The following is a 26122-nucleotide window of genomic DNA, read 5'->3' as shown; positions in this document are numbered from 1 at the left end:
AATCAACCGACCGCTTGGGTGATCAGGGCAAACAGGTGAACGTCGCCGCTGGCCTTGGGCGGTGTGCCCTTGGCCATGCGGGCGACGGTGTCGACGCACTTGAGACCGGCCTGTTCGAGCCAGTCGCCGAGGCCGCACTTGGCGGGAATGTCGATGCGCACGAAGGCGTCCGACACCTGCTCGAGTAATGTGGTGATCAGGTGTTTGGCCTGTTCTAGGGTTTCGGCCACCACCGGGCCGATGCAGCGCCCACGGCCGAATGGGCGCAGCAGCGCAAACCCGCGCAACTGGCCGTCGCGTTCGATGCCCACGGCGTGTTCCACCTGCAGGTCGCGCAGGATTTCACGGCGGTCCAGGCCGCTGCCGGCGTTGGCCAGGGCAATCACGGCGGCGTGATCGTCGGCCGTCAACGGGCGACACTGTTCACCCTCGGCCAGCGCGGTCTGCTCGGGCACCTGCACATTGCCTTGGTGCTGCTGTATATGGCCAAACTCGACAAAACCCTGGCTGGCATACAGTGGCGCGCCGGCCACGGTTGCGTTGAGCAACGGCGTGCGCGCGTCACAGGCTTTCAGCGCCAGTTCCATCAAACGTCTGCCAATGCCCCGGCCCTGGTAGTCGTCACTGACGATCACCAGGCCGATGGTGGCGTAGTCGCCCTGAGGGCAGGTGAATGCGGTGCCGATCAGGCGCTCGCCATCGAGTACCACGAAGCCGTCACTGACCCGCTGCAACATCGCCCAATCTTCCTGGCGGTGGGGCCATTTGAGTTGCACCGACAAGTTATGGGCGGCCGGCAAGTCGGCCACCGTCATCGAGCGATAGAGGTAATCAGTGTGTGGCTGGGCTGCCATGGCGGGTCTCCGTTGAGCAAAAGAGGGAGCATCATTGGAGTGCCTGTATCCCACCTGTTTTCAGGGCTGGCAAGAGGGCGCGCAGTATTCGGCAGATTTGCGATGCAGGAGGGTCACACCACCATAGTTACTACTAAATTCAAGGCGGCGCTCAGCAGCAAATGCGTTGCCGCGCAGAGGGCTGTTTATGGCTGCGTCAGCGCGCAGCATCAATCGCGGCGGCCCACCACACTTTCTGCCGCTCGCCAGCCCCATTCTTGAGCCTTCATGCCGTAAAAGGCCCATTAAGGCGCATGAATACGGGCTTTGCCCAAGGCTTGTGCGCGCCGCAAACTCTGCTGGCGCTGGCGCTAAAAACGGTGCTTTGTATTGAGGTGCGAGCGTTTTTGACGCCATCTGCTGATTTCACAGTGTTGTAATGAAGCTGTGTTGCACAGGGCTGACGCGCCGCCAGAGCCGCGAACGCTTGGCCACATTCCATTGACTCCAGGACCACACGCCATGAGCTTTCTTCGTCCCAAATTCATTACGTTCGACTGCTACGGTACGCTGACCAACTTCCACATGGGCACCCTGACCCGCGAGCTGTTTGCCGACCGCGTCACGCCTGAGCAGATGGAACAGTTCGTCAAGGACTTCACCGCCTACCGCCTCGACCAGGTGATGGGTGACTGGCGGCCCTACGATGAAGTGCTCAAGACCGCCCTGGCCCGTACCTGCAAGCGCTGGGGCATTGAGTATCGCGAAGAAGGCCAGCTGTATTACGACGCCGTGCCGACCTGGGGGCCTCATGCCGATGTGCCAGCCGGCCTGTCGAAGATCGCCGACAAGATTCCCCTGGTGATTTTCTCCAATGCCATGGACAGTCAGATCATGTCCAACGTCGAGAAGCTCGGCGCACCGTTCCACAAAGTGTTCACCGCCCAGCAGGCCCAGGCCTACAAGCCACGTCTGCGGGCGTTCGAGTTCATGCTCGACAACCTGGGCTGCGGCCCGGAAGACATCTTGCATGTGTCGTCCAGCTTCCGGTACGACCTGATGCCGGCCCACGACATGAAGATCAAGCACAAGGCCTTCGTTGCCCGTGGGCACGAGGTACCGGCCAATGCCGCCTATGGTTACCAGCAGATTACCGATATCGGCGGGTTGCCAGGCCTGGTGGGTTTGTAAAACGAACGTCCACAGCGCGCGAGGTTAGACATGGGCAGTGAATCCTATTGGCTCGACACCGCACCGGCCTTCACCGGCGCACAGTCGGGCGACCTGCCCCGGCAGGTCGATGTGGCGGTCGTCGGTGGCGGGTTCACCGGGCTGTCGGCTGCCCGGGCACTGGCCATGCGCGGCGCCAGCGTGGTGGTGCTGGATGCCGGGCGCGTGGTCGGTGAAGCTTCGGGGCGCAACGGCGGGCAGTGCAACACCGGCGTGGCTCAGGACTACGCCGGGCTGCACGCCAGCCTCGGGGCCGACCGCGCGCGCGCCTATTACCAGGCCTATGAAAGCGCGGTGCACACGGTAGTGTCACTGGTTACGCAGGAGCAGATCGCCTGCGACCTGGTGCGCAACGGCAAGCTCAAGCTGGCGGCCAAGCCCCTGCATTACGAGGGACTGGCACGTACCTGCGAGCTGATTCGGCGCGAGGTGGACGCCGATGTGGAGTTGCTCGACGCCGGGCAGGCCCGTGCTGAAGTCAATTCGACGCAGTTTCACGGCGGTCTGCTGCAACGCAACGGCGTGCAGATGCATATCGGGCGCTTCGGCGTGGGGCTGGCCGAAGCCGCCGCGCGACGTGGTGCGCTGATTCACGAGCACACCCTGGTCAACGACTGGAAGGCGCAAGCCGGTGGCTATCAGGTCAACACTGCCAAGGGCTCGCTGCATGCCGGCCAGGTGCTGCTGGCCAGCGGCGCCTGCCAGCACGGTGGCCTCGGTTGGTATCGCCGGCGCATCGTGCCAGTGGGCAGCTTTGTGATCGTCACCGAGGTGTTGCCCCAGGCGCTGATCGACCAGCTGTTGCCGCAGCACCGTGCCTATGTCACCAGCCGCATGATCGGCAATTATTTTCGGCTGACCCCGGACAACCGCCTGCTGTTCGGCGGGCGTGCGCGGTTCGCCATGTCCAACAGTGTGTCCGACGCCAAGAGCGGCAAAGTGCTGCAGGCGGCGATGGTGAACATGTTTCCGCAATTGGCGGATGTGAAGATTGACTACTGCTGGGGCGGCCTGGTGGACATGACTTCCGACCGCCTGCCGCGCGCAGGCCAGCACGGCGGCGTGTTTCACTCCATGGGCTACAGCGGCCATGGCGTGCAGATGTCGGTGCACATGGGGCAGGTGATGGCCGAGGTGATGGCCGGCAATGCGGCGGCCAACCCGTGGCGCGAGCTGGAGTGGCCGGCGATCCCCGGGCATTTCGGCACACCCTGGTTCCTGCCGTTCGTGGGCGCCTATTACCGTTTCCAGGATTACTTGCATTGAAGCGCCGCAGTTGACTCACCGTCGTTTGCGTTTCCAGGACGCTCCGGATATCCGTGAGCACTCGAATCTTTTCATCTTCGACAGGTAGCCTTGCCATGACAGATAACAAGAACACGCCCGACCTCGTTTCCGGAGCAGAAAGCCTGCGGGTATTCGAAGGCCTCAACCGTGGCATGTCGCGCCGCAACGCCCTGCAGATGCTCGGCGTCGCCGGTGTGGCGGCGGCTGGCGCGGGCAGCCTGTTCGGCGCCGCCGGCAAACTGTGGGCCGATGACGCGCCAGTGGCCGGCAAGGGCAAGCCTGGCGGCAAGATTCGCGTGGCCAGCGTGGCCAGCTCCACCGCTGACACCCTCGACCCGGCCAAGGGCGGCCTGTCTACCGACTACGTGCGCCAGTACATGTTCTACAACGGCCTGACCCGTTTCGACGTGCACATGGTGCCGCAACTGGAACTGGCCGAACGCATCGACAATACCGACGCCACGCTGTGGACCATCACTCTGCGAAAGGAGGTGACCTTCCATAACGGCAAGCCACTCACCGCCGCCGACGTGGTGTATTCCCTGAATCGGCATAAGGACCCTGCAATCGGCTCCAAAGTCATGGCGCTGGTGGCGCAGTTCGAGGAGATCAAGGCCAGCGGTCCCAACGAGGTGCAGATTCGCCTCGGCGCGCCGAATGCCGAGCTGCCCTCGATCCTTGCCGTGTCGCACTTGCTGATCGTGCCCGAAGGCACCACCGACTTCAGCCAGGGCATCGGCACCGGGCCGTTCAAGGTCAAGGAATTCAAACCCGGTGTGCGTTCGGTGGCGGTGCGCAACCCCAACTACTGGAAACCCGGCCTGCCGTACCTGGACGAGATCGAAGTCATCGCCATCAGCGACGAGCCGTCGCGGGTCAATGCGTTGCTGTCGGGCGATGTGCACGCGATCAACCAGGTCGACCCGCGCTCCACTACGCGGATCAAGGCCAGCGCTGGCCATCAATACGTCGATTCGCCCTCGGGCAACTACACCAACCTGATCATCCGCCAGGACCAGATGCCGGGCAAAAGCCCGGAGTTCACCCAGGCCATGAAATGCCTGCTGGACCGCGAACAGGTCAAGTCCGCCGTGTTCCGCGGGTTCGCCGTGGTGGGTAACGATCACCCGATTGCGCCCGGTTCGCGTTACTACAACGCCGACCTGCCGCAGACCGTGTACGACCCGGAGAAGGCGCGCTTCCTGCTGAAAAAGGCCGGCATGGAAAGCATCACCATGCCGCTCGCCGCTTCGCCCGCCGCGACCTCCTCGGTGGACATCGCCGTGCTGTTGCAGCAATCGGCGAAACAGGCCGGCCTCAAGCTCGACGTCAACCGCCTGCCCAGCGACGGCTACTGGTCCAACCACTGGATGAAGCACCCGTTGAGCTTCGGCAACATCAACCCACGGCCGAATGCCGACGTGATGTTCTCGCAGTTCTTCCAGTCCAAGGCGCCGTGGAACGAGTCCGGCTGGCAGAACGAGCAGTTCGATCAGTTGCTGTTGCTGGCGCGCGCCGAAACCGACGAGGCCAAGCGCGGCAAGATGTACGGCGACATGCAGACCCTGGTGCATGACCATTGCGGTATCGGCGTGCCGGTGTTCATCAGCAACATCGATGGTGTCGACCAGCGCCTGAAGGGCTACAGCACTCACCCGCTGGGTGGATTCATGGGTTACATGTTCGCCGAGCAGGTGTGGTTGGACGCGTGATGGGGGCTTTGCGATGAACAGCACTACACTGTGGTTGATCGGCCGGCGCCTGGGCGCTGCCGTCGTGACCTTGTTGATCGTGTCCATGGTCGTGTTCGCGATCACGGCAGTCCTGCCCGGCGATGCGGCGCAACAGGCCCTCGGCCAGTTCGCCACGCCTGAACAGGTGGCGGCACTGCGCCTGAAACTGGGGTTGGACCAGCCCGGTGTGTTGCGCTACCTGCACTGGTTGATGAGCCTGCTCACCGGCGATCTGGGCATGTCGGTGTCCAGCGCCATGCCGGTGAGTGATTTGATGGGCGGGCGGGTACCCAACACCCTGATGCTGGCGGCCACCACGGCGCTGGTTTCGGTGCCGGTGGCCCTGTTGCTGGGCATCGGTTCGGCGATGGCCCGAGGCGGGCGCATCGACAACATCCTGAGCTTCGTCACCCTGGCCATGGTCGCGGTGCCGGAGTTTCTGGTGGCGACCCTGGCGGTGCTGATCTTCGCGGTGAACCTGGGGTGGCTGTCGTCGCTGTCCTACGCCAGCGATATCAGCTCGCCGTGGGAGTTCATGCGCACCTATGCCTTGCCGGTGATGACGCTGTGCTGCGTGATCGTCGCGCAAATGGCGCGCATGACCCGCGCGGCGGTGATCGACCAGCTCGATAGCCCCTACGTGGAAATGGCGCGGCTCAAAGGCGTCGGCCCGATCCGCATCGTGCTGCGCCATGCCTTGCCCAATGCCATCGGCCCGATCGCCAACGCCATCGCCCTTAGCCTGTCGTACCTGTTGGGCGGCGTGGTCATCGTCGAAACCATCTTCAACTACCCGGGCATTGCCAGCCTGATGGTCGATGCGGTGACCAACCGCGACATGGCGCTGGTGCAAGCCTGCACCATGCTGTTCTGCACGGCTTACCTGAGCCTGGTGCTGATCGCCGACCTTTGCGCAATCCTCTCCAACCCGAGGCTGAGAAACCAATGAACACGCTCATTGCGAAATCCAAGCCTGCATCCTCCGCCCTGGCACTGGCCAAAGCCTCCAGCGGCCCGTCCTGGCTGGGGCTGGCCGGTGCGGTGATCTGCATCGCCTGGCTGCTGCTGGCACTGGTCGGCCCCTGGCTGGCGCCGCACCCGGTGGGTCAAGTGGTGTCCGATAACGTCTTCGACGGCTTCAGCCTGGCGCACCCGTTCGGCACCGACTACCTGGGCCGCGACATGCTCAGCCGGGTGATGGTCGGCGCACGCTTCACCGTCGGCCTGGCGCTGGTGGCCGCGGTGCTTGCCAGCACCCTGGGCACCCTGTGTGCGCTGGTGTCAGTGGTGTCGCCCAAGTGGCTGGACGAAATCATCAGCCGCATCATGGACGCCTTCATTTCCATCCCGAGCAAAATGCTCGCGCTGATCATGGTGTCGGCGTTCGGCTCGTCGGTGACCCTGCTGATCTGCACGGCGGTCATCAGCTACATCCCCGGATCGTTCCGCGTGGCCCGCAGCATGGCGGTGAACATCGAGGCGCTGGAATACGTGCAGGTCGCCCGCACCCGGGGCGAGCGCCGTTTGTACGTGGCGTGCCGGGAGATCCTGCCGAACATCCTCAACCCGGTGCTCACCGACCTCGGCCTGCGGTTCGGCTACATCGTACTGTTGCTCGCCGGCATGAGTTTTCTCGGCCTCGGCGTGCAGCCACCCGACGCCGACCTCGGCTCGCTGGTGCGCGAAAACATCGGCGGCCTCAGCCAGGGCGCGCTGGCTATCGTTATTCCGGCGTTGGCCATCGGCACCCTGACCATCGGCGTTAATCTGTTGATCGACTACCTGTCTTCCAGACGTAGCCGACGCACCGGAGGCCATTGAAATGACTGAATTGATTCGTGTCGAAGACTTGCGCGTGGTCGCCTGTGGCGAACGTGGCGAGGTGGAAATCGTCAAGGGCGTGAGCTTTGCCCTGGAACAGGGCCAGGTGCTGGCGCTGATCGGCGAGTCCGGTTCCGGCAAGACCACCATCGCCCTGGCGCTGTTGGGCTATGCGCGCAGTGGTTGCCGGTTGTCCGGCGGCGTGGTGCGCGTGGGCGAGCACGACATGCTGGCGGCGAGCGAAAGCCAGTTGCAGAAACTGCGTGGCAACCGCGTGTCCTATATCGCCCAGAGTGCCGCCGCCGCGTTCAACCCGGCGAAAAAACTTATCGACCAGGTGGTGGAGGGCGCCTTGATCCATGGCCTGGGCAGCCGCGTTGAGCTGGAGGCCAAGGCGATCGACCTGTTCCGCGACCTGTCATTGCCAAACCCGGAAACCATCGGCCAACGCTACCCGCACCAGGTCTCGGGCGGGCAGTTGCAGCGAGTAATGGCGGCCATGGCGCTGATCAGCGACCCGTTGCTGGTGGTGCTCGACGAGCCCACGACGGCGCTGGATGTGACCACCCAGATCGACGTGCTGCGCGCGTTCAAACGCGTGGTGCGCGAGCGCGGTGCCACGGCGGTGTACGTGTCCCACGACCTGGCGGTGGTGGCGCAGATGGCCGACCGCATCGTGGTGCTCAATGACGGGCAGATTCTTGAACAAAGCGACACCGCACCCTTGCTGGCGGCGCCGGCCCATGACTACACGCGCAGCCTGCTTGCGGCCGCGCGGCCCGACGCGACGATTCGCCCGCCCAGCGGCATCGCCGAAGACACGCCGCTGCTGACCATCAGCGGCCTGACCGCCGGTTACGGCAACAAGAACGCCCAGGGCATGCCGCTGATCCGTGTGCTCGAAGGCATCGACCTCACCGTGCGCCGTGGCCAGGCGATTGGCGTGATCGGCGAGTCCGGCTCGGGCAAATCCACCCTGGCGCGGGTGGTCGCGGGCCTGCTGACACCGGCCCTGGGCGGCCTCACATTCGACGGCCAGCCCCTCGGCGGTTGCCTGTCCGAGCGCACGCCGGAACAGTTTCGACGCATCCAGATGGTGTTCCAGAACGCCGACACTGCGCTCAACCCGATGCACAGCGTGGGCGCCATCATCGGCCGTCCGCTGAAAATGTATTTCGGCCTCAAGGGCGCAGCGTTGCGCGAGCGCACCCATGAGCTGCTCGACCTGGTGCGCCTGCCGCACGCCCTGGCCGAGCGGCGCCCCAGCGAGTTGTCCGGCGGGCAGAAACAGCGGGTCAACCTGGCCCGGGCACTGGCCGCCAAACCCGACCTGATCCTCTGCGATGAAGTGACTTCGGCCCTGGATACCGTGGTCGGCGCGGCGATCCTTGAGCTGCTGCGCGACCTGCGCCAGCAACTGGGCGTGTCCTACCTGTTTATCAGTCACGACATCTCCACCGTGCGCGCGCTGTGCGACGACATTGTGGTGATGTACAGCGGTCACAAGGTGCAGGCCGGCAGTCGCGAGTCGTTTGCCGCGCCGCCCTTCCATCCCTACACCGACCTGCTGATTCATTCGGTGCCGGAGTTGCGCCAGGGCTGGCTGGAAACCTGCGGCGCCACCAGCGGTATCCTGCCGCCAGTGGGTGCGAAGGCTGCCGTGCCGGAGCTGTGCACCTTCCTCAACCGCTGCCCGGTGCGTATCGACGGCGTCTGCAACCGCGTCGCCCCCATCCGCCACTCCCTGGACAATGGCAGTGAAATGCTCTGCCACCATGACGGCGCCCAATTGATCAAGACCCAGCGTGGCCTCGTGGTGGAAACCAGCGGAGCCTACGCATGAGCCGATATTTTGCCCTGCAACGGAGCCAGTCCTTATGAAACCGCGCGTACTGGAGATCCTGAAAAAACTGATGGCGTTCGACACCGTGTCGTCCGAGTCGAACATGGCCTTGATCGAATACGTGCGCGACCTGCTGCTGACCCAGGGCATCGAGTCGCTGATCGTCAAGGACCAGAGCGGCAAGAAGGCCAACCTGTTCGCCAGCACCGGGCCCGAGGTTCGCCCTGGCGTGCTGCTCTCCGGGCACACCGATGTGGTGCCGGCGGCAGGGCAGGCCTGGACCTTCGCGCCGTTTGCCGCCACCGTGCAGGACGGTCGCATCTACGGGCGTGGCAGCTGTGACATGAAGGGCTTTATCGCGCTGGCCATCGACGCCATGCTCGATGCGGCGCAGCACACCTTGAGCCGCCCGTTGCAACTGGCCTTGTCCCATGACGAAGAGATCGGCTGCGTCGGCGTACGGCGCCTGCTCGATGTGCTGCACCTGGCGCCGATGCGTCCGTTTCTGTGCGTGGTCGGCGAGCCGACCAACATGCAATTCGTGCTGGGGCACAAGGGCAAGGGCTCCTACCGCACCTACTGCAGGGGCCTGGAGGCGCATTCGTCGCTGGCGCCGCGTTCGGTCAACGCCATCCATGTCGCCTGCGACTTTATCGCCGCACTGCGCGAGAGCCAGCAGCAGTTGCAGCACCATGGCGCCCAGGACAGCGATTACGACGTGCCCTACAGCACTGTGCACGTCGGGCAGATTGTCGGCGGCAAGGCGCTGAACATCGTGCCCAACCTGTGCACCCTGGATTTCGAGGTGCGCAACCTGCCGACCGACAACCTGGACCAGTTCCTGGAGCAACTGCGCGAGCGCGCCGAAGTGATCGTGCACGAGGCGAAAAAACTCTCCAGCGTGGCCGCCATCGAGATCGAAACCGTCAACGTCTACCCCAGCCTCGACACGCACCCCAGCGTTGAAGCGGTGCGTTTTCTCAAGCAGTTCGCCGCGCCCGACACCGGCACTGCCAAGGTCTCGTTCGGCACCGAAGGGGGGCTGTTCAAGCAACGCCTGGACGTGCCGGTGGTGGTATGCGGGCCGGGCTCCATCGAGCAGGCACACAAGCCCGACGAGTTTATCGAGATCAGCCAGATGGAAGCCGGCGAGGCATTCCTGCACGGCCTGCTCGGCTCTTTGAAGGCTTAGCAGAGCCTGCCGTTGCGCGGGTAATTTCAGCACGCCACGCTGCCCACGCCACACTTTCGGCATCCTTGTTCGCGGCACCTCCCTAGACTGGAGCGTGTCTCGGATCAGGACTCGACCATGCTCACTACTCGCCTGCAAGACCCAAGCCTTCTGGCTGAACTCGCCTACGTTGACGGCCAGTGGATCGCCGCCGCCAGCGGCGCCACCCTGGACATCCTCGACCCTGCCAGCGGCGAGGTGCTCGCACGGGTGCCGGCCATGGACACGGTCGACACCCGCCGCGCCATCGACGCCGCCGAGCGTGCCTGGCCCGCCTGGCGTGCGCGCCCGGCCGCCGAACGCGCAGCGCTGCTGGAGCGCTGGTACCAGGCCATGCTCGACAACCTCGAGGACCTGGCGCTGATCATGACCTGCGAGCAGGGTAAGCCGCTCAACGAAGCCCGTGGCGAGATTCGCTACGGCGCAGGCTTCGTCAAATGGTTCGCCGAAGAAGCACGGCGGGTGTATGGCGAAACCATGCCGGCCCCCAGTGGCGACCGACGTCTGCTGACGTTGAAACAGCCGGTGGGGGTGTGCGCCGCCATCACCCCGTGGAATTTCCCCAACGCGATGATCACCCGCAAGTGCGCGCCGGCATTGGCCGCCGGTTGCCCGATCATCGTCAAACCGTCCGACCTCACACCGCTGTCGGCCCTGGCCCTGGCGGTGCTGGCCGAGCGCGTCGGCATCCCGGCCGGCGTTTTCAATGTGATCACCGGGCTGCCCGCCGGCATCGGCGCGGAGCTGACCGGCAACCCGGTGGTGCGCAAGATTTCCTTCACCGGCTCCACCGCCGTCGGCCGCCTGCTGATGCGCCAGAGCGCCGAGCACATCAAGCGTCTGAGCCTGGAACTGGGCGGCAATGCGCCGTTCGTGGTGTTTGACGACGCTGACCTTGAGCAGGCGGTGGCCGGGGTCATGATCAGCAAGTTTCGCAATGCCGGGCAAACCTGCGTGTGCGCCAATCGCATCCTGGTGCAGGCGGGCATCTACGAGCGCTTCGCCGCGCGGCTGGTGGAGGAGGTGGGCAAGCTCAAGGTCGGCAATGGGCTGGAGGAGGGCGTGACCATCGGCCCGCTGATCAACCCTGCGGCGGTGGCCAAGGTGACGCGGCATATCGAGGATGCCCTGAGCCAGGGCGCGACCTTGTTGTGTGGCGCCATCCCAGGTGGTGACAGCCCGTTTGTGCAGCCTACGGTGCTGGGCGATGCCCATGCCGGGATGCTGCTGGCCAATGAGGAAACCTTTGGGCCGGTGGCGCCACTGATGCGCTTTACCGACGAAGCCGAGGCGCTTGCGCTGGCCAACGCTACGCCGTACGGGTTGGGTGCCTATTACTTCACGCAGAACCTGGCGCGGTCGTGGCGTTTTGGTGAGGCGCTGGAGTTTGGCATGGTCGGGCTCAATACCGGGATCATCTCGATGGAGGTGGCGCCGTTTGGCGGTATCAAACAGTCGGGGCTGGGGCGTGAAGGGAGCAAGTACGGGTTGGATGAGTATCTTGAGGTTAAGGCATTTCATATTGGGGGGTTGGGGTGACAGCTTTTTAGCGGTGTGTATATCCGTTATTTGGGTAACGTCTACGTATGGTTCCGCCCTTACGGCGGGTCACTTTGGAAAAGCCGGAATGCCGGCCCAGCCCAAAGTAACCAAAGGGCTCTTGCCCCACCACTCGGCACCTCGCTTAGGCTCGGTGTGCCCGCCCGCAGGCTTGAATCCGTGGGTAACCCGGCGTCCTGCCGAGTTACCCACGGATTCAAGCCTGCGGGCGGCCAGCGTGGTTGACGGGGCGCCTGAGATCAAAATCCAGAGCAAAGCAGATCAAAAGCGGTGTGATATCCATCAGGCAAATGGAGATTTAAATGTGGGAGGGGGCTTGCTCCCGATGAGGGTGGGTCAGCTACCAATAAGCTGACTGACACTCAGCCATCGGGAGCAAGCCCCCTCCCACATTTGTACAGTGTTCGGCAGAGAGTTCCGGTCGGCTCTAAGACCTCCGCAGCCAAGATCAAAAGCCAAAGCAAAGCAGATCAAAAGCAGTGTGATATCCATCAGACAAATGGAGATCCAAATGTGGGAGGGGGCTTGCTCCCGATAGCAGTGGATCAGCTACACATAAGCTGACTGACCCACCGCCATCGGGAGCAAGCCCCCTCCCACATTTTGTACAGTGTTCGGCAGAGAGTTCCGGTCGGCACTAAGACCTCCGCAGCCAAGATCAAAAGCCAAAGCAAAGCAGATCAAAAGCAGTGTGATATCCATCAGACAAATGGAGATCCAAATGTGGGGAGGGGCTTGCTCCCGATAGCAGTGGATCAGCTACACATAAGCTGACTGACCCACCGCCATCGGGAGCAAGCCCCCTCCCACATTTTGTACAGTGTTCGGCAGAGAGTTCCGGTCGGCACTAAGACCTCCGCAGCCAAGATCAAAAGCCAGAGCAAAGCAGATCAAAAGCAGTGTGATATCCATCAGACAAATGGAGATCCAAATGTGGGAGGGGGCTTGCTCCCGATGAGGGTGGGTCAGTCACCAATAAGCTGGCTGATACTCAGCCATCGGGAGCAAGCTCCCTCCCACATTTTGTGCAGCGCCAGGCAGGAAACCTCGGTTGGCTCTAGGCCGCTGCGCTAATACCCCTTCCCTCTGTCCACCTCTCCAACCATCCGCTCCCCGCGCTGAAACCTTCGAATATTCCCCAGCAGCACCCCAAACGCACTGTCCGGCTGGGTCATGGCCGCAATATGCGGCGTCAGCACAATCTGCGGATGCCCCCAAAACGGATGCTCCTCTGGCGCCGGCTCCTGCTGCAGCACATCCAGCACCGCGCCGCCAAGTTGCCCGCTGGAAAGCGCTCCCAGCAGATCCTCCTCCACCAGGTGCCCGCCGCGCCCCATGTTGATCAGCCCCGCACCCTTTGGCAGTTGATCAAACAAGCGGCTGTTGAGAATGCCTTGGGTCTGCTCGGTCAACGGCAACACGCACAGCAGAATGTCGCACTGGCCGAGAAACGCCGGCAGTTGCGCTTCACCCGCATAACACGTAACCCCCGGCATTTGATGTGCGCTGCGGGCCCAGCCCGACAAGGCAAACCCCAGCGGCGCCAGGGTCGCGAGGATCTGCTGCGCCTGCGCGCCCAGGCCCATCACGCCGACGCGGCGGTTGGCCGCCGGTTGCAACCGGTGCGCCTGCCAGCAGCGTGCCGTCTGTTGCTGGCGGTAGCGCAGCATGTCGCGATGGAGGCTGAGCACGGCCCAGGTGGCGTATTCGCACATGCCCTGGGTGATGCCGGGATCTAGCAGGCGCACCACCGGCAAGTCGGCGGGCAAGCGGGCAAGGTCCAGTTGGTCGACCCCGGCCGATACGGCAAACAGCACCTTCAGGTTGGGCAGCAATTGTTCAAGATTGTCCGGCGCCAGCCAGGCGGCGAGGTATTCGATTTCGCTGGGGTCGCCGATGTCTGGCCAGGCGCGCCATTCGATGTCCGGCGCGTGTTCGGCAAACAAGGCCTGCCAGCGTTCGCCGCGCACGGGGTCGGATTTGTAGAGCAGGGCCATGGGCATCTCCGCAGGGCTGAAAGTAGCCATCATCATCGCGCAATGCCGGCGCAGGATCTGTTGAAACGCAGTGAAAAAACAGTCGATCCGAATTTCTCACGGGGCAAGTTCGGTGCAGTTCGTTTTTGCCAGGCCGTAATCTGAATGTCATCGCAACCACCTTCCGGTTGCCGGGCTCACCTTGGGAAATGCCATGAACAGCAGAGTCGATAAAACCCCACATTTGCTCCGTCAGCGCGATCAATTCGTACCCCGTGGCCTGATCACCGCGCACCCGCTGGTGATCGATCGCGCCCAGGGCGCCGAACTCTGGGACGTGGAAGGCAAGCGCTATCTCGATTTCGTCGGCGGCATCGGCGTGCTGAACATCGGCCATAACCACCCCAAAGTGGTCGCGGCGGTGCAGGCGCAGTTGCAGAAAGTTTCCCACGCCTGCTTCCAGGTGGTGGCCTACCAGCCTTACCTCGACCTGGCCCAGCGCCTGTGTGAGATGGTCGGCGGGGAGGAGGCCTACAAGGCGGCGTTCTTCACGTCCGGTGCCGAGGCGGTGGAAAATGCGGTGAAGATCGCCCGTGCCCACACCAATCGTTCTGCAGTCATTGCCTTTCGCGGCGGCTTCCATGGCCGGACGTTGCTTGGCACCACACTTACCGGCATGAGCCAGCCGTACAAACAGAACTTCGGGCCGTTCGCGCCGGAGGTGTTTCACACCCCGTATCCCAATGCGTATCGCGGCATGACCAGCGAGCTGGCACTCAAGGCGCTTGATGAGTTGCTGGCCACCCAGGTTGCCCCGGACCGCGTCGCGGCGATTCTCATCGAGCCGGTGCAGGGTGACGGCGGCTTCCTCGCCGCGCCGCCGGAGTTTCTTCAGGCCTTGCGCGCACTGGCCGACAAACACGGCATCGTGCTGATCCTTGACGAGATCCAGACCGGTTTCGGTCGCACCGGCAGCTGGTTCGGTTTCCAGCACTCGGGCATCCAGCCCGACCTGGTCACCGTGGCCAAGAGCCTGGCCGGCGGCTTGCCACTGTCCGGCGTGGTGGGCAAGGCGCACATCATGGACGCGCCGCTGCCTGGCGGCCTGGGGGGCACCTACGGCGGTAATGCGTTGGCCTGCGCGGCGGCGCTGGCGGTGATCAGCGCGTTCGAAGAGGAACAATTGCTGGCGCGCAGCCACGTGCTCGGCGAACGCCTGCGCCACGGTTTGCTCGGTCTGCAGGCGCGCTACCCACGCATCGGTGACGTGCGTGGCACCGGCTTCATGCTGGCAATCGAACTGGTCAAGGACGACGCGGCGCGCAGCCCGGATGCCGACCTCAACCAACGAGTGATCGACGAAGCCCGCGCCGGTGGTTTGCTGGTAATCAAGTGCGGCGTGTACCGCAACGTGCTGCGCTTCCTTGCGCCGCTGGTGACCACCGAAGCGCAGGTTGACGAAGCCGTGCAGATTCTCGACGCAGCCCTGGCACGGGTCTTGAACTGAGCCGCTACCGGCGGCGAACTTGGCTGGTGGCACCGCCCGTGACCCGTTATGGCGCACGGGCGACCACATTGCATCATTGGAGGCGTGACCCCTCATGGGACTGACAGATTATCGAGCGTTGCTGATCGATTGTGATGGGGTGCTGGTGGACCGTGACTCGGGCGTGTTGGCCGCGTTGCAGCCGCTGCTCGACAGCCGTGGCGGGCCAGCGTCAGCCAGGGAGCAGGTGCTGGCCGAATTCAATACGGTGATCGAGGGCCTCTACCCGCGGTTTGCCGAGCTGGGCTTCAGCGGCGTGCTGTGTTTTGCCCATCGCCAGCTCGCCGAGCGCTGGGGGCTGCACGCCAGTTGGGAGGAGGGCATGAGCTTTGCGCGTTCGGCGGGCAACTGGTCGCTGTTCGAGGATGCGCCGGGGGCGATGCTGTACCTGCGCAAGTTCTATCGTCTGCTGGTGCGCGGCGACCGCGATGCCGAAGACCGTAAGCTGTTGTGCGAGCGCCTGGGCATCGAGGCGGAGCATTTCATTTCCCTGATCGAGGCTGAGCAATGGCTTGACCGCCAAGGGGCGCAGGTAGAGCCTGTGTTGCACGTGACCCGCGCATCAGCCGGCGCCGTTCTGTCGTTGGACCGTTGCCTGATCGGCCGTCACCGCTCGCCGCAGCCCACGCCGTGTGCGGCCGATTACTGCATTAACAGCATGGCTGATCTGGTCGCTCAGCATCAGCTGTCTTTACGGCGCTGATTTTGCTAGAAGATTGCTTACAAACGGCAGTCAAGAGGTATGCAATGGAAGGGCTCGTCAAGCTGGACCGGATCGACATCAGCATTCTGGTTGAACTGCAAAAAGATGGTCGGATGACCAACGTCAGCCTGGCCGATGCTGTGGGTCTGTCCGCCAGCCCCTGCCTGCAACGGGTCAAGCGGCTGGAGTCGGCCGGTTATATCTCCAGCTACAAGGCGCATCTGAACCTGGCCAAGATCACCGATTCGGTCACGGTGTTCACCGAAATCACCCTCAGTGACCACAAGCGCGAAGACTTCGCCAAGTTCGAATCCAACATCCGCCTGGTGGATGAGGTGCTCGAATGCCACCTGATCAGCGGCGGCTATGACTACCTGGTGCGCTTCATGACCCGCAGCATCCAGCATTACCAGGAAGTGGTCGAAGGTCTGCTGGACAAGAACATCGGTATCTCCAAGTACTTCAGCTACATCGTGATCAAATCACCGGTGCTGAAAGACGGCGTGCCGCTGCGCAAGCTGCTGCGTCATTGAGTGCGGGTGCGCCCGTTCAGGATCAACAGGGTCAACAGCCCCGCGACAATGCCCCAGAACGCCGAGCCGATGGAAAACAGCGTCAGCCCTGATGCGGTGACCATGAAGGTGATCAGCGCCGCTTCGCGTTCCTTCGGCTCGTGCATGGCGACGCTCAGGCCATTGATGATGGAGCCGAACAACGCCAGCGCCGCAATCGACAGCACCAGCTCTTTTGGCAAGGCGGCGAACAGTGCCGCCAGGGTCGCGCCGAACACCCCGGCAATGCCGTAGAACACGCCGCACCACACGGCGGCGGTGTAGCGCTTGTTTCGGTCTTCATGGGCGTGCGGGCCGGTGCAGATGGCCGCGCTGATCGCCGCCAGGTTGATGCCGTGGGAGCCGAACGGCGCCAGCAGCAGCGACGCCAGCCCGGTGACGCTGATCAATGGCGAGGCCGGCACGCTGTAGCCGTCGGCGCGCAGCACGGCGATGCCGGGCATGTTCTGCGAGGTCATCGCCACCACGAACAGCGGGATGCCGATGCTGATGGTCGCGGCGAGCGAGAAGTGCGGCGTGGTCCACACCGGCACCGCCACTTCCAGGTGAAAGGCGCTGAAATCCAGCAGCCCCAGCAGCCCGGACAATGCGGTGCCGATCACCAGCGCGGCGAGCACCGCATAACGCGGCGACAGGCGCTTGATGATCAGATAGGTGAAAAACATCCCCAGCACCAGTGCGGTGCGATGTTGCGCGGCGACAAAGATTTCGCTGCCGATCTTGAACAGAATCCCGGCCAGCAACGCCGCCGCCAGCGAGGCGGGGATGCGCTTGAGCAGTTTTTCAAAACTGCCGGTCAGCCCGCACAGCGTCACCAGCACCGCGCAGGTGATGTAGGCACCGATGGCTTCGCCGTAGCTCACGCCGCCCAGGCTGGTGATCAGCAGCGCAGCACCGGGCGTCGACCAGGCGACGGTGATCGGCGTGCGGTAGCGCAGCGACAGGCCGATGCTGCACACCGCCATGCCGATGGACAGCGCCCAGATCCACGAAGAAATCTGCGCCGTGGTCAAACCGGCGGCCTGACCGGCCTGGAACATCAGCACCAGGGAGCTGGTGTAGCCGGTCATCATGGCGATAAAACCGGCGACGACGGCCGAGGGCGAAGTGTCGGCCAGCGGGCGCAGTGGCGCATGGGTGGCGTCGGTCATGATGGGGTGTTCCTTTTGCCTGGGTGTTTGCCGGTGAAGGCGCGGATTCAAGCCTAAACTCAAAGGTAACCGGTCATTGCAATACAGCCGGGGCCGCAAACAGCCGTACAGTGTGTTGGCGTATTGGGTTGTGTACAATGTGCCCCGTTTTCAGGCGATACTTGCCAGCGCCACGCTGTTGCCGTATTACCGTTAATTCGCCGCCGTTCTCCAAACCCGAGTGCCCATGAACGAACAGTTGCAACCTCTCAAGAAACAACCGCGCGCCGGCAAGGCCGGTCGCACCGGCACCCAGGACGATATCGTCTACGCGCATATCTTCGAGGCGATCCTCGAGCAGCGCCTGGCACCCGGCACCAAATTGAGTGAAGAGGCACTGGGCGAAATCTTTGGCGTGAGCCGCACCATCATTCGCCGTGCGCTGTCGCGTCTGGCCCATGAAGGCGTGGTGCTGCTGCGGCCCAATCGCGGTGCGGTGGTTGCCAGCCCGAGTGTCGAAGAGGCCCGCCAGGTGTTCATGGCGCGGCGTCTGGTGGAGCGCGCGATCACTGAGTTGGCAGTGCAGCATGCCACCGCCGAGCAACTGGCCGAACTGCGCCAGATGGTCAACGACGAGCGCGACAGTTTTTCCCGGGGGGATCGCGGTGCGGGTATTCGTCTCTCCGGCGAATTCCACCTCAAGCTGGCCGAAGCGGCTAAGAATGCGCCGCTGATCAGCTTTCAGCGCAGCCTGGTCTCGCAGACATCATTGATCATTGCTCAGTACGAAAGTGGCAACCGCTCGCACTGTTCCTACGATGAACACACCCAGTTGATCGATGCGATCGAAGCTCGCGATGCGGTGCTGGCGGTGGATTTGATGATGCATCATATGGATCATATCGACAGCAAGCTCAACCTTGATGAGGAAGGGGCTTCGGATGATTTGCATGCGGTGTTTTCGCATTTGTTGCAGACCAGGAAGGCTGGGCGGTCTTCTTTGAAGGTGTGAATACATTTTAAAAATGTGGGAGGGGGCTTTAATTGTGTACATATCCGTTGCTGCGGTAACGGCTGCTTGCGGTTCCGCCCTTACGGCGGGTCACTTTTTGAAGATCGCAAAAAGTAACCAAAAACGCTTCGCCCCACCACTCGGCACCTCGCTCAGGCTCGGTGTGCCCGCACTCCGGCTTGAATCCGTGGGCCGCCGCAATGGGCCATCCCTGGCCCAGTGCGGCTAACCCGGCGTCCTGCCGGGTTACCCACGGATTCAAGCCTGCGTTCGGCCAGCGTGGTTGACGGGGCGCTTGAGATCAAAATCAAAAGCCAAAGCAAAGCAGATCAAACGCAGTGTGATATCCATCAGACAAATGGAGATCCAAATGTGGGAGGGGGCTTGCTCCCGATAGCAGTGTGTCAGCTACCAATAAGTTGACTGACACTCAGCCATCGGGAGCAAGCCCCCTCCCACATTTTGTATAGCGTTCGGCAAACCATTCCGGTCGGCTCTAAGGCTGCCGCGCTCTTGCTTTTGATCTGGGGCACACCGAGCCTGGACGAGGTGCCGAGTGGTGGGACGCGGTAAGGGGGGGACCGCCAGCACTGGGTATGTACACAATAACCCCGTGGCCAAAAATCACCGTTGGTGCACCAACCGGCCAGCCGCATAGGTCTGCAACACCACCCGATCATCCCCCAGCGTCATCAACACAAACAACGTCTCGGCAATAGTGTTCGACTGCTTCAAGCGATAACTGAGCAGTGGCGTAGCGTTGTAATCCAGTACCAGAAAATCCGCATCCGAACCCGGTTGCAAGGTCCCGATCCTGTCCTCCAGACGCAGCGCCCGCGCGCCGCCCAGGGTCGCCAGGTAGAGCGACTTGAACGGGCTCAACCGCACGCCCTGCAACTGCATGACCTTGTACGCTTCGTTCAGGGTCTGCAGCAGTGAAAAGCTGGTGCCGCCACCCACGTCGGTGCCCAGGCCGACATTGAGCTTGTGCTTCTCGGCCATCGGCAGGTTGAACAGCCCGCTGCCCAGAAACAGGTTCGAGGTAGGGCAGAAGGCAACTGCCGAGCCGGTCTGCGCCAGTCGCGCGCATTCGTCGTCACACAGGTGCACGCCGTGGGCGAACACCGAGCGTTCGCCCAGCAGCTTGTAGTGGTCGTACACGTCCAGGTAGCCGCTGCGCTCCGGGAACAGCTCTTTTACCCATTCGACTTCCTGCGTGTTCTCGCTGATGTGGGTCTGCAGGTACAGGTCGGGGTATTCCCCCAGCAACTGCCCGGCCAGTGTCAGTTGCTCCGGCGTGCTGGTGGGCGCAAAGCGCGGGGTGACTGCATAGTGCAGGCGGCCCTTGCCGTGCCAGCGTTCGATCAGCGCCTTGCTGTCCGCGTAGCTGGTTTGGGCGGTGTCGGTGAGGTAGTCCGGTGCGTTGCGGTCCATCATCACTTTGCCGGCGATCATGCGCAGGTCGAGTTTTTGCGCAGCTTCAAAGAAAGCGTCCACCGACTGCGGGTGCACACTGCCGAACACCAGCGCCGTGGTGGTACCGTTGCGCAGCAGTTCCTTGATGAAAATATCCGCGACGTGCTCGGCATGGGCCTTGTCGGCGAACTGGCTTTCGCAGGGGAAGGTGTAGGTGTTGAGCCAATCGAGCAATTGCTCGCCATAGGCGCCGACCATGCCGGTTTGCGGCAGGTGGATATGGGTGTCGATCAGGCCCGGCGTGATCAGCGCGTCCTGATAATGAACGACTTCGGTATCGGCGGGCAGGCTCGGCAGCAGGTCGGCGGCGTGGCCGACGGCGCTGATGCGGCCGTTTTCGATCACCAGCAGGCCGTCTTCGAAATACTCGTAGGAGGCTTCGATTCCCACTTCGGCAGGGTCGCCGATGCTGTGCAGGAGGGCGGCGCGGTAGGCTTTGCGAGTCAAAGGCATGAGGGTCTCGATTCAGATAGCTTGGCTGCGACGTGACGCCGGCAGCAGTTTGGCAATGGGTTCGGCGCGGGCAGCGTGCTGGCCGAAACTGGCGTTGTAGGTGGCGATGATTTCGCCGGCGATGGAAATGGCGATCTCCACCGGCAGTTTGCCCTTCACCTCGGTGAGCCCCATGGGGCAGCGCATGCGTTGTAATTGCGCGGTATCGAAGCCGCGCTCGCGCAGGCGGTGTTCGAACTTGACGCGTTTGGTCCTGGAGCCGATCAGACCGAAGTAGGTGAAGTCATTGCGCTTGAGCAGGGCCGCGGCCAGTGCCAGGTCCAGCGCGTGATTGTGGGTCATGACGATGCAATAGCTGCCCGCCGGCAGGTCGGCAATTTCGTCGACCGGTTCTTCGCTGACGATTTTACGCACGCCCTCGGGGATCTGTTGCGGAAATTCCTGCTCGCGCGAATCGATCCAGCGCACCCGGCACGGCAGGCTCGCCAGCAACGGCACCAGTGCGCGGCCGACATGGCCGGCGCCGAACACCGCGATGTGTGCCTGCACCTGGCCCATGGGCTCGAACAGCAGCACGGTCACGCCGCCACAGCACTGGCCCAGGCTGGCGCCGAGGCTGAAGCGCTCCAGATGGGTGTTCTGCTGGCCGCGCGCGAGCATGTCGCGGGCGATCTGCATCGCCTTGTATTCCAGGTGCCCGCCGCCGATGGTGTCGAAGGACCGGTCGGCGCTGATCACCATCTTCGACCCGGCATTGCGCGGGGTGGAGCCGAGCTTTTCGATGATGGTGACAAGCACGCAGGGTTCGCCGCTGGTGTGCAGGTGGGCGAGGGCGCTGATCCAGTTGTTCATGGTTACCTCTTGTGGTGTCTGTCAGGCCGTCATCGCGGGCAAGCCCGCTCCCACATTTTGATGTGTGAATGCTGTCAATGTGGGAGCTGGCTTGCCTGCGATGGCAGCACCTCGGTCCTAAAGCGAAACCTGCAACTGCCGCATCTGCTCACACCCCCACAACACCCGCTCCGGCGTCGCCGGCGCATCGATCTTCGGCTGATGGCGGTAATCGCCGAGGCTCGCCACCGCATCCTTGATCGCGCACCACGAGGCGATGCCGAGCATGAACGGCGGCTCGCCCACGGCCTTGGAGTGAAACACCGTGTCTTCCGGGTTCTTGCGGTTCTCCACCAGCTTCACCCGCAAGTCCAGCGGCATGTCCGCCACTGCCGGGATCTTGTAGCTGGCCGGTCCATTCGTCATCAGCTTGCCCTTGTCGTTCCACACCAGCTCTTCCATGGTCAGCCAGCCCATGCCTTGAATGAAGCCGCCTTCGACCTGGCCGATATCGATGGCCGGGTTCAGCGAGGCGCCCACGTCATGCAGGATGTCGGTGCGCAGCATCCGGTATTCGCCGGTGAGGGTGTCGACGATCACTTCGCAGCAGGCCGCGCCGAACGCGTAGTAGTAGAAGGGCCGCCCGCGCGACTGGCTGCGGTCGTAGAAGATTTTCGGGGTCTTGTAGAACCCGGTGCTCGACAGCGACACCTGGGCGAAATACGCCTGCTGGATCAACGCCTCGAAGCTCAGGATCTGCTCGCGCACGCGCACATGGCCGTTGCGAAATTCCACATCCGCTTCACTCACGTCGTACTTGCGCGCGGCGAATTCCACCAGGCGCTGCTTGATGGTTTCGGCGGCGTTCTGCGCGGCCTTGCCGTTCAGGTCGGCGCCGCTGGAGGCGGCCGTGGGCGAGGTATTCGGCACTTTATCGGTGTTGGTCGCGGTGATCTGCACGCGGTCGATGTGCACCTGGAAGACCTCGGCCACCACTTGCGCGACCTTGGTATTCAGGCCCTGGCCCATCTCGGTGCCGCCGTGGTTGAGATGGATGCTGCCGTCGGTGTAGATGTGGATCAGCGCGCCGGCCTGGTTGAGAAAGCTGGCGGTAAACGAGATGCCGAATTTCACCGGGGTCAGCGCCAGACCTTTTTTCAGGATCGGGCTGTGGGCGTTGTACTGGCGGATCGCTTCGCGGCGCTCGGCGTATTGGCTGCTGGCTTCAAGCTCGGCGGTCATCTCGTCGAGCATGTTGTGCTCGACGGTCTGGTAGTAGTGGGTGACGTTGCGCTCGGTCTTGCCGTAGTAATTGGCCTTGCGCACCGCCAGCGGGTCGAGCGCGAGGTGGCGGGCGATGGCGTCCATCACTTCTTCGATGGCGACCATGCCCTGGGGGCCGCCGAAGCCGCGATAGGCGGTGTTGGACGCGGTGTTGGTCTTGCAGCGATGACCGTTGACCGTAGCGTCGCCCAGGTAATACGAGTTGTCGGCGTGGAACATCGCGCGGTCGACGATCGAGTTGGACAGGTCCGGCGAGCAGCCGCAGTTGCCCGCCAGTTCCAGGTTGATCCCGTGCAGCCGGCCGCTGTCGTCAAAACCCACGTCGTATTCGATATAGAACGGGTGGCGCTTGCCGGTCATCAGCATGTCTTCGACGCGCGGCAGGCGCATCTTGGTCGGCTGGCCGGTGAGGCGCGCGACCACCGCACACAGGCAGGCGGGGCTCGCCGCCTGGGTTTCCTTGCCGCCGAAACCACCGCCCATGCGGCGCATGTCGACGACGATTTTGTTCATCGACACGTCGAGCACTTCGGCCACCAGTTTCTGTACTTCGGTGGGGTTTTGCGTGGAGCAGTAGACGATCATGCCGCCGTCTTCGGTGGGCATCACCGAGGAAATCTGGGTTTCGAGATAGAAGTGTTCCTGACCGCCTATGTGCAGGGTGCCTTGCAGACGATGTTTGGCCGTGGCCAATGCGCCCGCCGAATCCCCGCGTTGGTGGGTGTGGCTGTCGAGCACGAAATGTTTTTTGCGGTAGGCCTCGACCACGTCGAGTACAGGCTCCAGGTCTTCGTATTCGATCAGCGCCGCCATCGCGGCTTTGCGCGCGGTGTCCAGGTCGCGGGCGGCCACGGCCAGCACCACCTGGCCGACGTATTGCACGGTGTCGATGGCCAGCAGCGGGTCGCCGGGCAGCAACGGGCCGATGTCCTTGAGGCCCGGCACGTCTTCGTGGGTGATGACGATGCGCACACCGTCAAAGGCGTGGCAGGGCGCGGTGTCGATGCTGAGGATGCGCGCGTGGGCGCGGTCGGACAGGCGCGCATACAGGTGCAACTGGTTGGGAAATTCCAGGCGGTCATCGATGTACTGCGCCTCACCGCTGACGTGCTTGGCGGCGCTGTCGTGCTTGACGCTGCGGCCCACGCCAGAGGTGATTTCCCCGGCGAACAGCTCGGCCAGTTCGGCCTGGGTTTTAACGACGGCGTGATGGTTAGACATAAGCGGTCACCCGAGTCTCGATGTGCGGCGTCTGCAGCTCGATGAAGTATTTGCGCAGCAGGTTCTGCGCGCTGAGCAGGCGGTACTCCTTGCTGGCGCGAAAATCCGAGAGCGGGGTGAAGTCCTCGGCCAGGGCGGCGCAGGCGTGTTCGACGGTGGCGGCGTTCCAGGTGGCGCCGACCAGCGCGGCTTCGCAGTGTTTGGCGCGCTTGGGCGTGGCGGCCATGCCACCAAAAGCAACGCGCGCCTGGCTGATTACGCCGTTGTCGATCTTCAGGTTGAAGGCGGCGCAGACCGCAGAAATATCATCGTCCAGGCGCTTGGACACCTTGTACGCACGAAACAGCGTGTGGCCCTTGGGCACGATGATTTTTTCGATGAATTCGCTGTCTTGCCGGGCAGTGACGCGGTAGTCGATGAAGTAGTCTTCCAGCGCCAGGGTGCGCCGGGTGTTGCCCTTGCACAGCACGATCTGCGCGCCCAGAGCGATCAGCAGCGGCGGTGAATCGCCAATTGGCGAGGCGTTGCCGATATTGCCGCCCAGGGTGCCCTGGTTGCGGATCTGCAGGGAGGCAAAACGCTGCAGCAGTTCGCCGAAATCCGGGTAGGCCTGGTGCAACGCGGTGTAGCAGTCGGAGAGGGCGGCGGCGGCGCCGATTTCCAGGCGGTCGTCGAAGGCGTCGATGCGCTTCATCTCGTCGATGTTGCCCACATAGATCATCACCGGCAGCGTGCGGTGAAACTGCGTGACTTCCAGCGCCAGGTCGGTACCGCCGGCGAGCAGCCGGGCTTGCGGGTAGGCGTCGTAGAGGTCGGCCAGGTCGGCGACGGTGAGGGGCACCAGGCAGCGTTTGTCGCCGCTGTTCAACTCGCCGGTCTGGGTGGGCGCGATGGCCTTGAGGCGGGCGATGGTCTGGGCCTGGCGACTGTCGAACTGGTCCTGGGGTTTGTTGCAGCAAGCCTGCGCGGCGGCGGCCAGGATCGGGCGGTAGCCGGTGCAGCGGCACAGATTGCCGGCCAGGGCTTCGTGGGCTTTGCGGCTGTCGGGTGAGTCGCTGTTCTTTTGCAGGGCAAACAGCGACATCACAAAGCCCGGCGTGCAAAAGCCGCACTGCGAGCCGTGGCACTCGACCATCGCCTGCTGCACGCTGTGCAACTGGCCCTGGTGCTTGAGGTCTTCGACGCTGATCAGTTGTTTGCCGTGCAACGACGAGACAAAGGTCAGGCACGAATTGAGGCTGCGATAACGAATCTGCTCGGCGCCGCTTTCATCGCGGTGCAACTCGCCCACCACCACGGTGCACGCGCCGCAGTCACCGCTGGCGCAGCCTTCCTTGGTGCCGGGCTTGCCCACGTGTTCACGCAGGTAGTTGAGCACCGTCAGGTTGGGGTCCAGGGCGTGCTCGCTACGGAGTTCCTGGTTGAGTAAAAACTGGATCACGGAAGGCCTCGCAGATTCATTATTGTTGTAACCGCTTTGCGCCGAATCTAGTCATGTCTGACTTTTCGGTCAATGGTTTTCTGACTTAAGGGTCAAGAAAGCGCGATCACAGCATCCTCAATTAGGGGGCGGGCTTCTGAAGCCGGCGTTTTTACAGGGTGATGAGCTGTAATAACTGCTTATTTCATGCCAAATTCGCCCCTGTGGGCGTAGCGCCATCAGCGAGCCAATGCGCTACACTGCCGCGCTGTCAACGATAGAAGATTTTGAAGGGAAAACATGACGTTCAAGGCGCCCGACAGTCTCGCCGAGCAAATCGCTCACCACCTCGCCGAACGCATTATTCGCGGCGATTTAAAGCCTGGGGAGCGTATCCAGGAACAGAAGGTCACGCTGGCGCTGAATGTCAGCCGTGGTTCCGTGCGCGAAGCCTTGTTGATCCTCGAACGTCGCCACCTCATCGCGATCCTGCCGCGCCGTGGCGCCCACGTCACCGAACTGACGGCGCACAAAGTGCAGAGCCTGTGCACGTTGATGGGCGAGCTGTACATCCTGCTCGGCAATGCGGTCGCCGAGGGCTGGCAGACCCAGGCCGACATGGCGCCGTTCGTGCAGATCCAGCAGCGCCTGGTGAGCAATTTCGAACGCCAGGACATCCGCGCCTTCGTCGAAGAAAGCTTCAATGTGATGCGCGCCGCGTACCCCTTCGCCAACAACCCGTATCTGCAGGAAACCGTCGAGAACCTGCAACCGGCGATGAACCGCGCCTACTACCTGGCCCTTGATCAGCGCAAGGCGAGCATGAGCGAATACCTGGCGCTGTTCGAGCAACTGCTCGCCGCCGTACTCGAGCGTGACCTGGCGCAGATTCGCGCGGTGCTCTCGACCTACTGCCAGCGCAGCAGCTCGCTGGTGATCGCCGCGTTGGCGGACGCCTAA

20 protein-coding genes are annotated in these 26122 nt (G+C 63.1%); 13 read left to right on the top strand and 7 right to left on the bottom strand.

Translation table 11 applies throughout. The annotated features are described in order from the left end of the window. Positions 1 to 2: 2 nt before the first annotated feature. Positions 3 to 854, bottom strand: coding sequence for a GNAT family N-acetyltransferase (locus VRB54_RS17280; RefSeq protein ID WP_338478144.1), 852 nt, complete (start codon positions 852 to 854; stop codon positions 3 to 5). Positions 855 to 1355: 501 nt separating this feature from the next. On the opposite strand from VRB54_RS17280, the gene VRB54_RS17275 reads away from it, so the two are divergent. The 8 genes from VRB54_RS17275 to VRB54_RS17240 all read left to right on the top strand — a co-directional run bounded on the left by VRB54_RS17275 (position 1356) and on the right by VRB54_RS17240 (position 11517). Beyond that, a complete protein-coding gene (locus VRB54_RS17275; RefSeq protein ID WP_209983724.1) occupies positions 1356 to 2024 on the top strand; it encodes a haloacid dehalogenase type II in 669 nt (222 codons plus the stop codon). 30 nt (positions 2025 to 2054) lie between these two features. After that, positions 2055 to 3329, top strand: a complete 1275-nt coding sequence (locus VRB54_RS17270) for an FAD-binding oxidoreductase (RefSeq protein ID WP_338478143.1) — start codon at positions 2055 to 2057, stop codon at positions 3327 to 3329. A 95-nt stretch (positions 3330 to 3424) separates the two neighbouring features. Then, positions 3425 to 5062, top strand: coding sequence for an ABC transporter substrate-binding protein (locus VRB54_RS17265; protein ID WP_338478142.1), 1638 nt, complete (start codon positions 3425 to 3427; stop codon positions 5060 to 5062). Between the two features lie 13 nt (positions 5063 to 5075). Next, positions 5076 to 6032, top strand: coding sequence for an ABC transporter permease (locus VRB54_RS17260; RefSeq protein WP_338478141.1), 957 nt, complete (start codon positions 5076 to 5078; stop codon positions 6030 to 6032). Further along, positions 6029 to 6904 carry an ABC transporter permease gene (locus VRB54_RS17255; protein ID WP_338478140.1) on the top strand — a complete coding sequence of 292 codons (876 nt, stop codon included), beginning with the start codon at positions 6029 to 6031 and terminating at the stop codon, positions 6902 to 6904. Before VRB54_RS17260 ends, VRB54_RS17255 begins: the two co-directional genes overlap by 4 nt. Position 6905: 1 nt before the next feature. Further along, on the top strand, positions 6906 to 8747 hold the full coding sequence (locus VRB54_RS17250) for an ABC transporter ATP-binding protein (protein WP_338478139.1): 1842 nt from the start codon (positions 6906 to 6908) through the stop codon (positions 8745 to 8747). A 34-nt stretch (positions 8748 to 8781) separates the two neighbouring features. Further along, positions 8782 to 9939, top strand: a complete 1158-nt coding sequence (argE, locus tag VRB54_RS17245) for an acetylornithine deacetylase (protein ID WP_338478138.1) — start codon at positions 8782 to 8784, stop codon at positions 9937 to 9939. 117 nt (positions 9940 to 10056) lie between these two features. Further along, on the top strand, positions 10057 to 11517 hold the full coding sequence (locus VRB54_RS17240; protein ID WP_338478136.1) for an NAD-dependent succinate-semialdehyde dehydrogenase: 1461 nt from the start codon (positions 10057 to 10059) through the stop codon (positions 11515 to 11517). Between the two features lie 1091 nt (positions 11518 to 12608). On the opposite strand, the gene VRB54_RS17235 is transcribed toward VRB54_RS17240, so the two are convergent. Next, entirely contained in the window at positions 12609 to 13535 is a 927-nt protein-coding gene (locus VRB54_RS17235) for a glyoxylate/hydroxypyruvate reductase A (RefSeq protein WP_338478135.1), read from the bottom strand. 193 nt (positions 13536 to 13728) lie between these two features. Here VRB54_RS17235 and gabT point away from each other — a divergent pair, with 193 nt between their 5' ends. From gabT to VRB54_RS17220, 3 genes are all read left to right on the top strand, one after another. Further along, positions 13729 to 15021 (top strand): 4-aminobutyrate--2-oxoglutarate transaminase, encoded by a 1293-nt coding sequence (gabT, locus tag VRB54_RS17230; RefSeq protein WP_338478134.1) that lies wholly within the window; start codon positions 13729 to 13731, stop codon positions 15019 to 15021. 94 nt (positions 15022 to 15115) lie between these two features. After that, entirely contained in the window at positions 15116 to 15763 is a 648-nt protein-coding gene (locus VRB54_RS17225; RefSeq protein WP_338478133.1) for a 2-haloalkanoic acid dehalogenase, read from the top strand. Positions 15764 to 15807: 44 nt separating this feature from the next. After that, positions 15808 to 16296 (top strand): Lrp/AsnC family transcriptional regulator, encoded by a 489-nt coding sequence (locus VRB54_RS17220; RefSeq protein WP_003230384.1) that lies wholly within the window; start codon positions 15808 to 15810, stop codon positions 16294 to 16296. On the opposite strand, the gene VRB54_RS17215 is transcribed toward VRB54_RS17220, so the two are convergent. Next, positions 16290 to 17486 carry a benzoate/H(+) symporter BenE family transporter gene (locus VRB54_RS17215; protein ID WP_338478132.1) on the bottom strand — a complete coding sequence of 399 codons (1197 nt, stop codon included), beginning with the start codon at positions 17484 to 17486 and terminating at the stop codon, positions 16290 to 16292. The two genes, VRB54_RS17220 and VRB54_RS17215, sit on opposite strands and share 7 nt — an antisense overlap. Before the next feature lie 226 nt (positions 17487 to 17712). Here VRB54_RS17215 and VRB54_RS17210 point away from each other — a divergent pair, with 226 nt between their 5' ends. Continuing rightward, complete coding sequence (locus VRB54_RS17210) at positions 17713 to 18477, top strand: GntR family transcriptional regulator (protein WP_209983695.1); 765 nt, start codon at positions 17713 to 17715, stop codon at positions 18475 to 18477. Between the two features lie 624 nt (positions 18478 to 19101). Here VRB54_RS17210 and guaD read toward each other — a convergent pair. From guaD to xdhA, 4 genes are all read right to left on the bottom strand, one after another. Beyond that, positions 19102 to 20406 (bottom strand): guanine deaminase, encoded by a 1305-nt coding sequence (gene guaD, locus VRB54_RS17205; protein ID WP_338478131.1) that lies wholly within the window; start codon positions 20404 to 20406, stop codon positions 19102 to 19104. A gap of 12 nt (positions 20407 to 20418) precedes the next feature. Next, complete coding sequence (xdhC, locus tag VRB54_RS17200; protein ID WP_338478130.1) at positions 20419 to 21258, bottom strand: xanthine dehydrogenase accessory protein XdhC; 840 nt, start codon at positions 21256 to 21258, stop codon at positions 20419 to 20421. Between the two features lie 117 nt (positions 21259 to 21375). Further along, positions 21376 to 23742 carry a xanthine dehydrogenase molybdopterin binding subunit gene (gene xdhB, locus VRB54_RS17195; RefSeq protein WP_338478129.1) on the bottom strand — a complete coding sequence of 789 codons (2367 nt, stop codon included), beginning with the start codon at positions 23740 to 23742 and terminating at the stop codon, positions 21376 to 21378. Then, positions 23735 to 25183, bottom strand: a complete 1449-nt coding sequence (gene xdhA / locus VRB54_RS17190; protein ID WP_338478128.1) for a xanthine dehydrogenase small subunit — start codon at positions 25181 to 25183, stop codon at positions 23735 to 23737. Before xdhA ends, xdhB begins: the two co-directional genes overlap by 8 nt. Before the next feature lie 279 nt (positions 25184 to 25462). Here xdhA and VRB54_RS17185 point away from each other — a divergent pair, with 279 nt between their 5' ends. Further along, entirely contained in the window at positions 25463 to 26122 is a 660-nt protein-coding gene (locus VRB54_RS17185) for a GntR family transcriptional regulator (RefSeq protein ID WP_338478127.1), read from the top strand.

This window comes from Pseudomonas trivialis, from assembly GCF_036864995.1.
GTDB classification, from domain to species: domain Bacteria; phylum Pseudomonadota; class Gammaproteobacteria; order Pseudomonadales; family Pseudomonadaceae; genus Aquipseudomonas; species Aquipseudomonas trivialis.
The sequence above is the reverse complement of the archived record's forward strand: the minus strand, read 5'-3'. Positions and strand labels throughout refer to the sequence as shown.

Bases quoted from the DNA above. Each gene is read 5' to 3' on its own strand.
- VRB54_RS17280 (WP_338478144.1), bottom strand. From the start codon at position 854: ATGGCAGCCCAGCCACACACTGATTACCTCTATCGCTCGATGACGGTG.
- VRB54_RS17275 (WP_209983724.1), top strand. From the start codon at position 1,356: ATGAGCTTTCTTCGTCCCAAATTCATTACGTTCGACTGCTACGGTACG.
- VRB54_RS17270 (WP_338478143.1), top strand. From the start codon at position 2,055: ATGGGCAGTGAATCCTATTGGCTCGACACCGCACCGGCCTTCACCGGC.
- VRB54_RS17265 (WP_338478142.1), top strand. From the start codon at position 3,425: ATGACAGATAACAAGAACACGCCCGACCTCGTTTCCGGAGCAGAAAGC.
- VRB54_RS17260 (WP_338478141.1), top strand. From the start codon at position 5,076: ATGAACAGCACTACACTGTGGTTGATCGGCCGGCGCCTGGGCGCTGCC.
- VRB54_RS17255 (WP_338478140.1), top strand. From the start codon at position 6,029: ATGAACACGCTCATTGCGAAATCCAAGCCTGCATCCTCCGCCCTGGCA.
- VRB54_RS17250 (WP_338478139.1), top strand. From the start codon at position 6,906: ATGACTGAATTGATTCGTGTCGAAGACTTGCGCGTGGTCGCCTGTGGC.
- argE (WP_338478138.1), top strand. From the start codon at position 8,782: ATGAAACCGCGCGTACTGGAGATCCTGAAAAAACTGATGGCGTTCGAC.
- VRB54_RS17240 (WP_338478136.1), top strand. From the start codon at position 10,057: ATGCTCACTACTCGCCTGCAAGACCCAAGCCTTCTGGCTGAACTCGCC.
- VRB54_RS17235 (WP_338478135.1), bottom strand. From the start codon at position 13,535: ATGGCCCTGCTCTACAAATCCGACCCCGTGCGCGGCGAACGCTGGCAG.
- gabT (WP_338478134.1), top strand. From the start codon at position 13,729: ATGAACAGCAGAGTCGATAAAACCCCACATTTGCTCCGTCAGCGCGAT.
- VRB54_RS17225 (WP_338478133.1), top strand. From the start codon at position 15,116: ATGGGACTGACAGATTATCGAGCGTTGCTGATCGATTGTGATGGGGTG.
- VRB54_RS17220 (WP_003230384.1), top strand. From the start codon at position 15,808: ATGGAAGGGCTCGTCAAGCTGGACCGGATCGACATCAGCATTCTGGTT.
- VRB54_RS17215 (WP_338478132.1), bottom strand. From the start codon at position 17,486: ATGACCGACGCCACCCATGCGCCACTGCGCCCGCTGGCCGACACTTCG.
- VRB54_RS17210 (WP_209983695.1), top strand. From the start codon at position 17,713: ATGAACGAACAGTTGCAACCTCTCAAGAAACAACCGCGCGCCGGCAAG.
- guaD (WP_338478131.1), bottom strand. From the start codon at position 20,406: ATGCCTTTGACTCGCAAAGCCTACCGCGCCGCCCTCCTGCACAGCATC.
- xdhC (WP_338478130.1), bottom strand. From the start codon at position 21,258: ATGAACAACTGGATCAGCGCCCTCGCCCACCTGCACACCAGCGGCGAA.
- xdhB (WP_338478129.1), bottom strand. From the start codon at position 23,742: ATGTCTAACCATCACGCCGTCGTTAAAACCCAGGCCGAACTGGCCGAG.
- VRB54_RS17185 (WP_338478127.1), top strand. From the start codon at position 25,463: ATGACGTTCAAGGCGCCCGACAGTCTCGCCGAGCAAATCGCTCACCAC.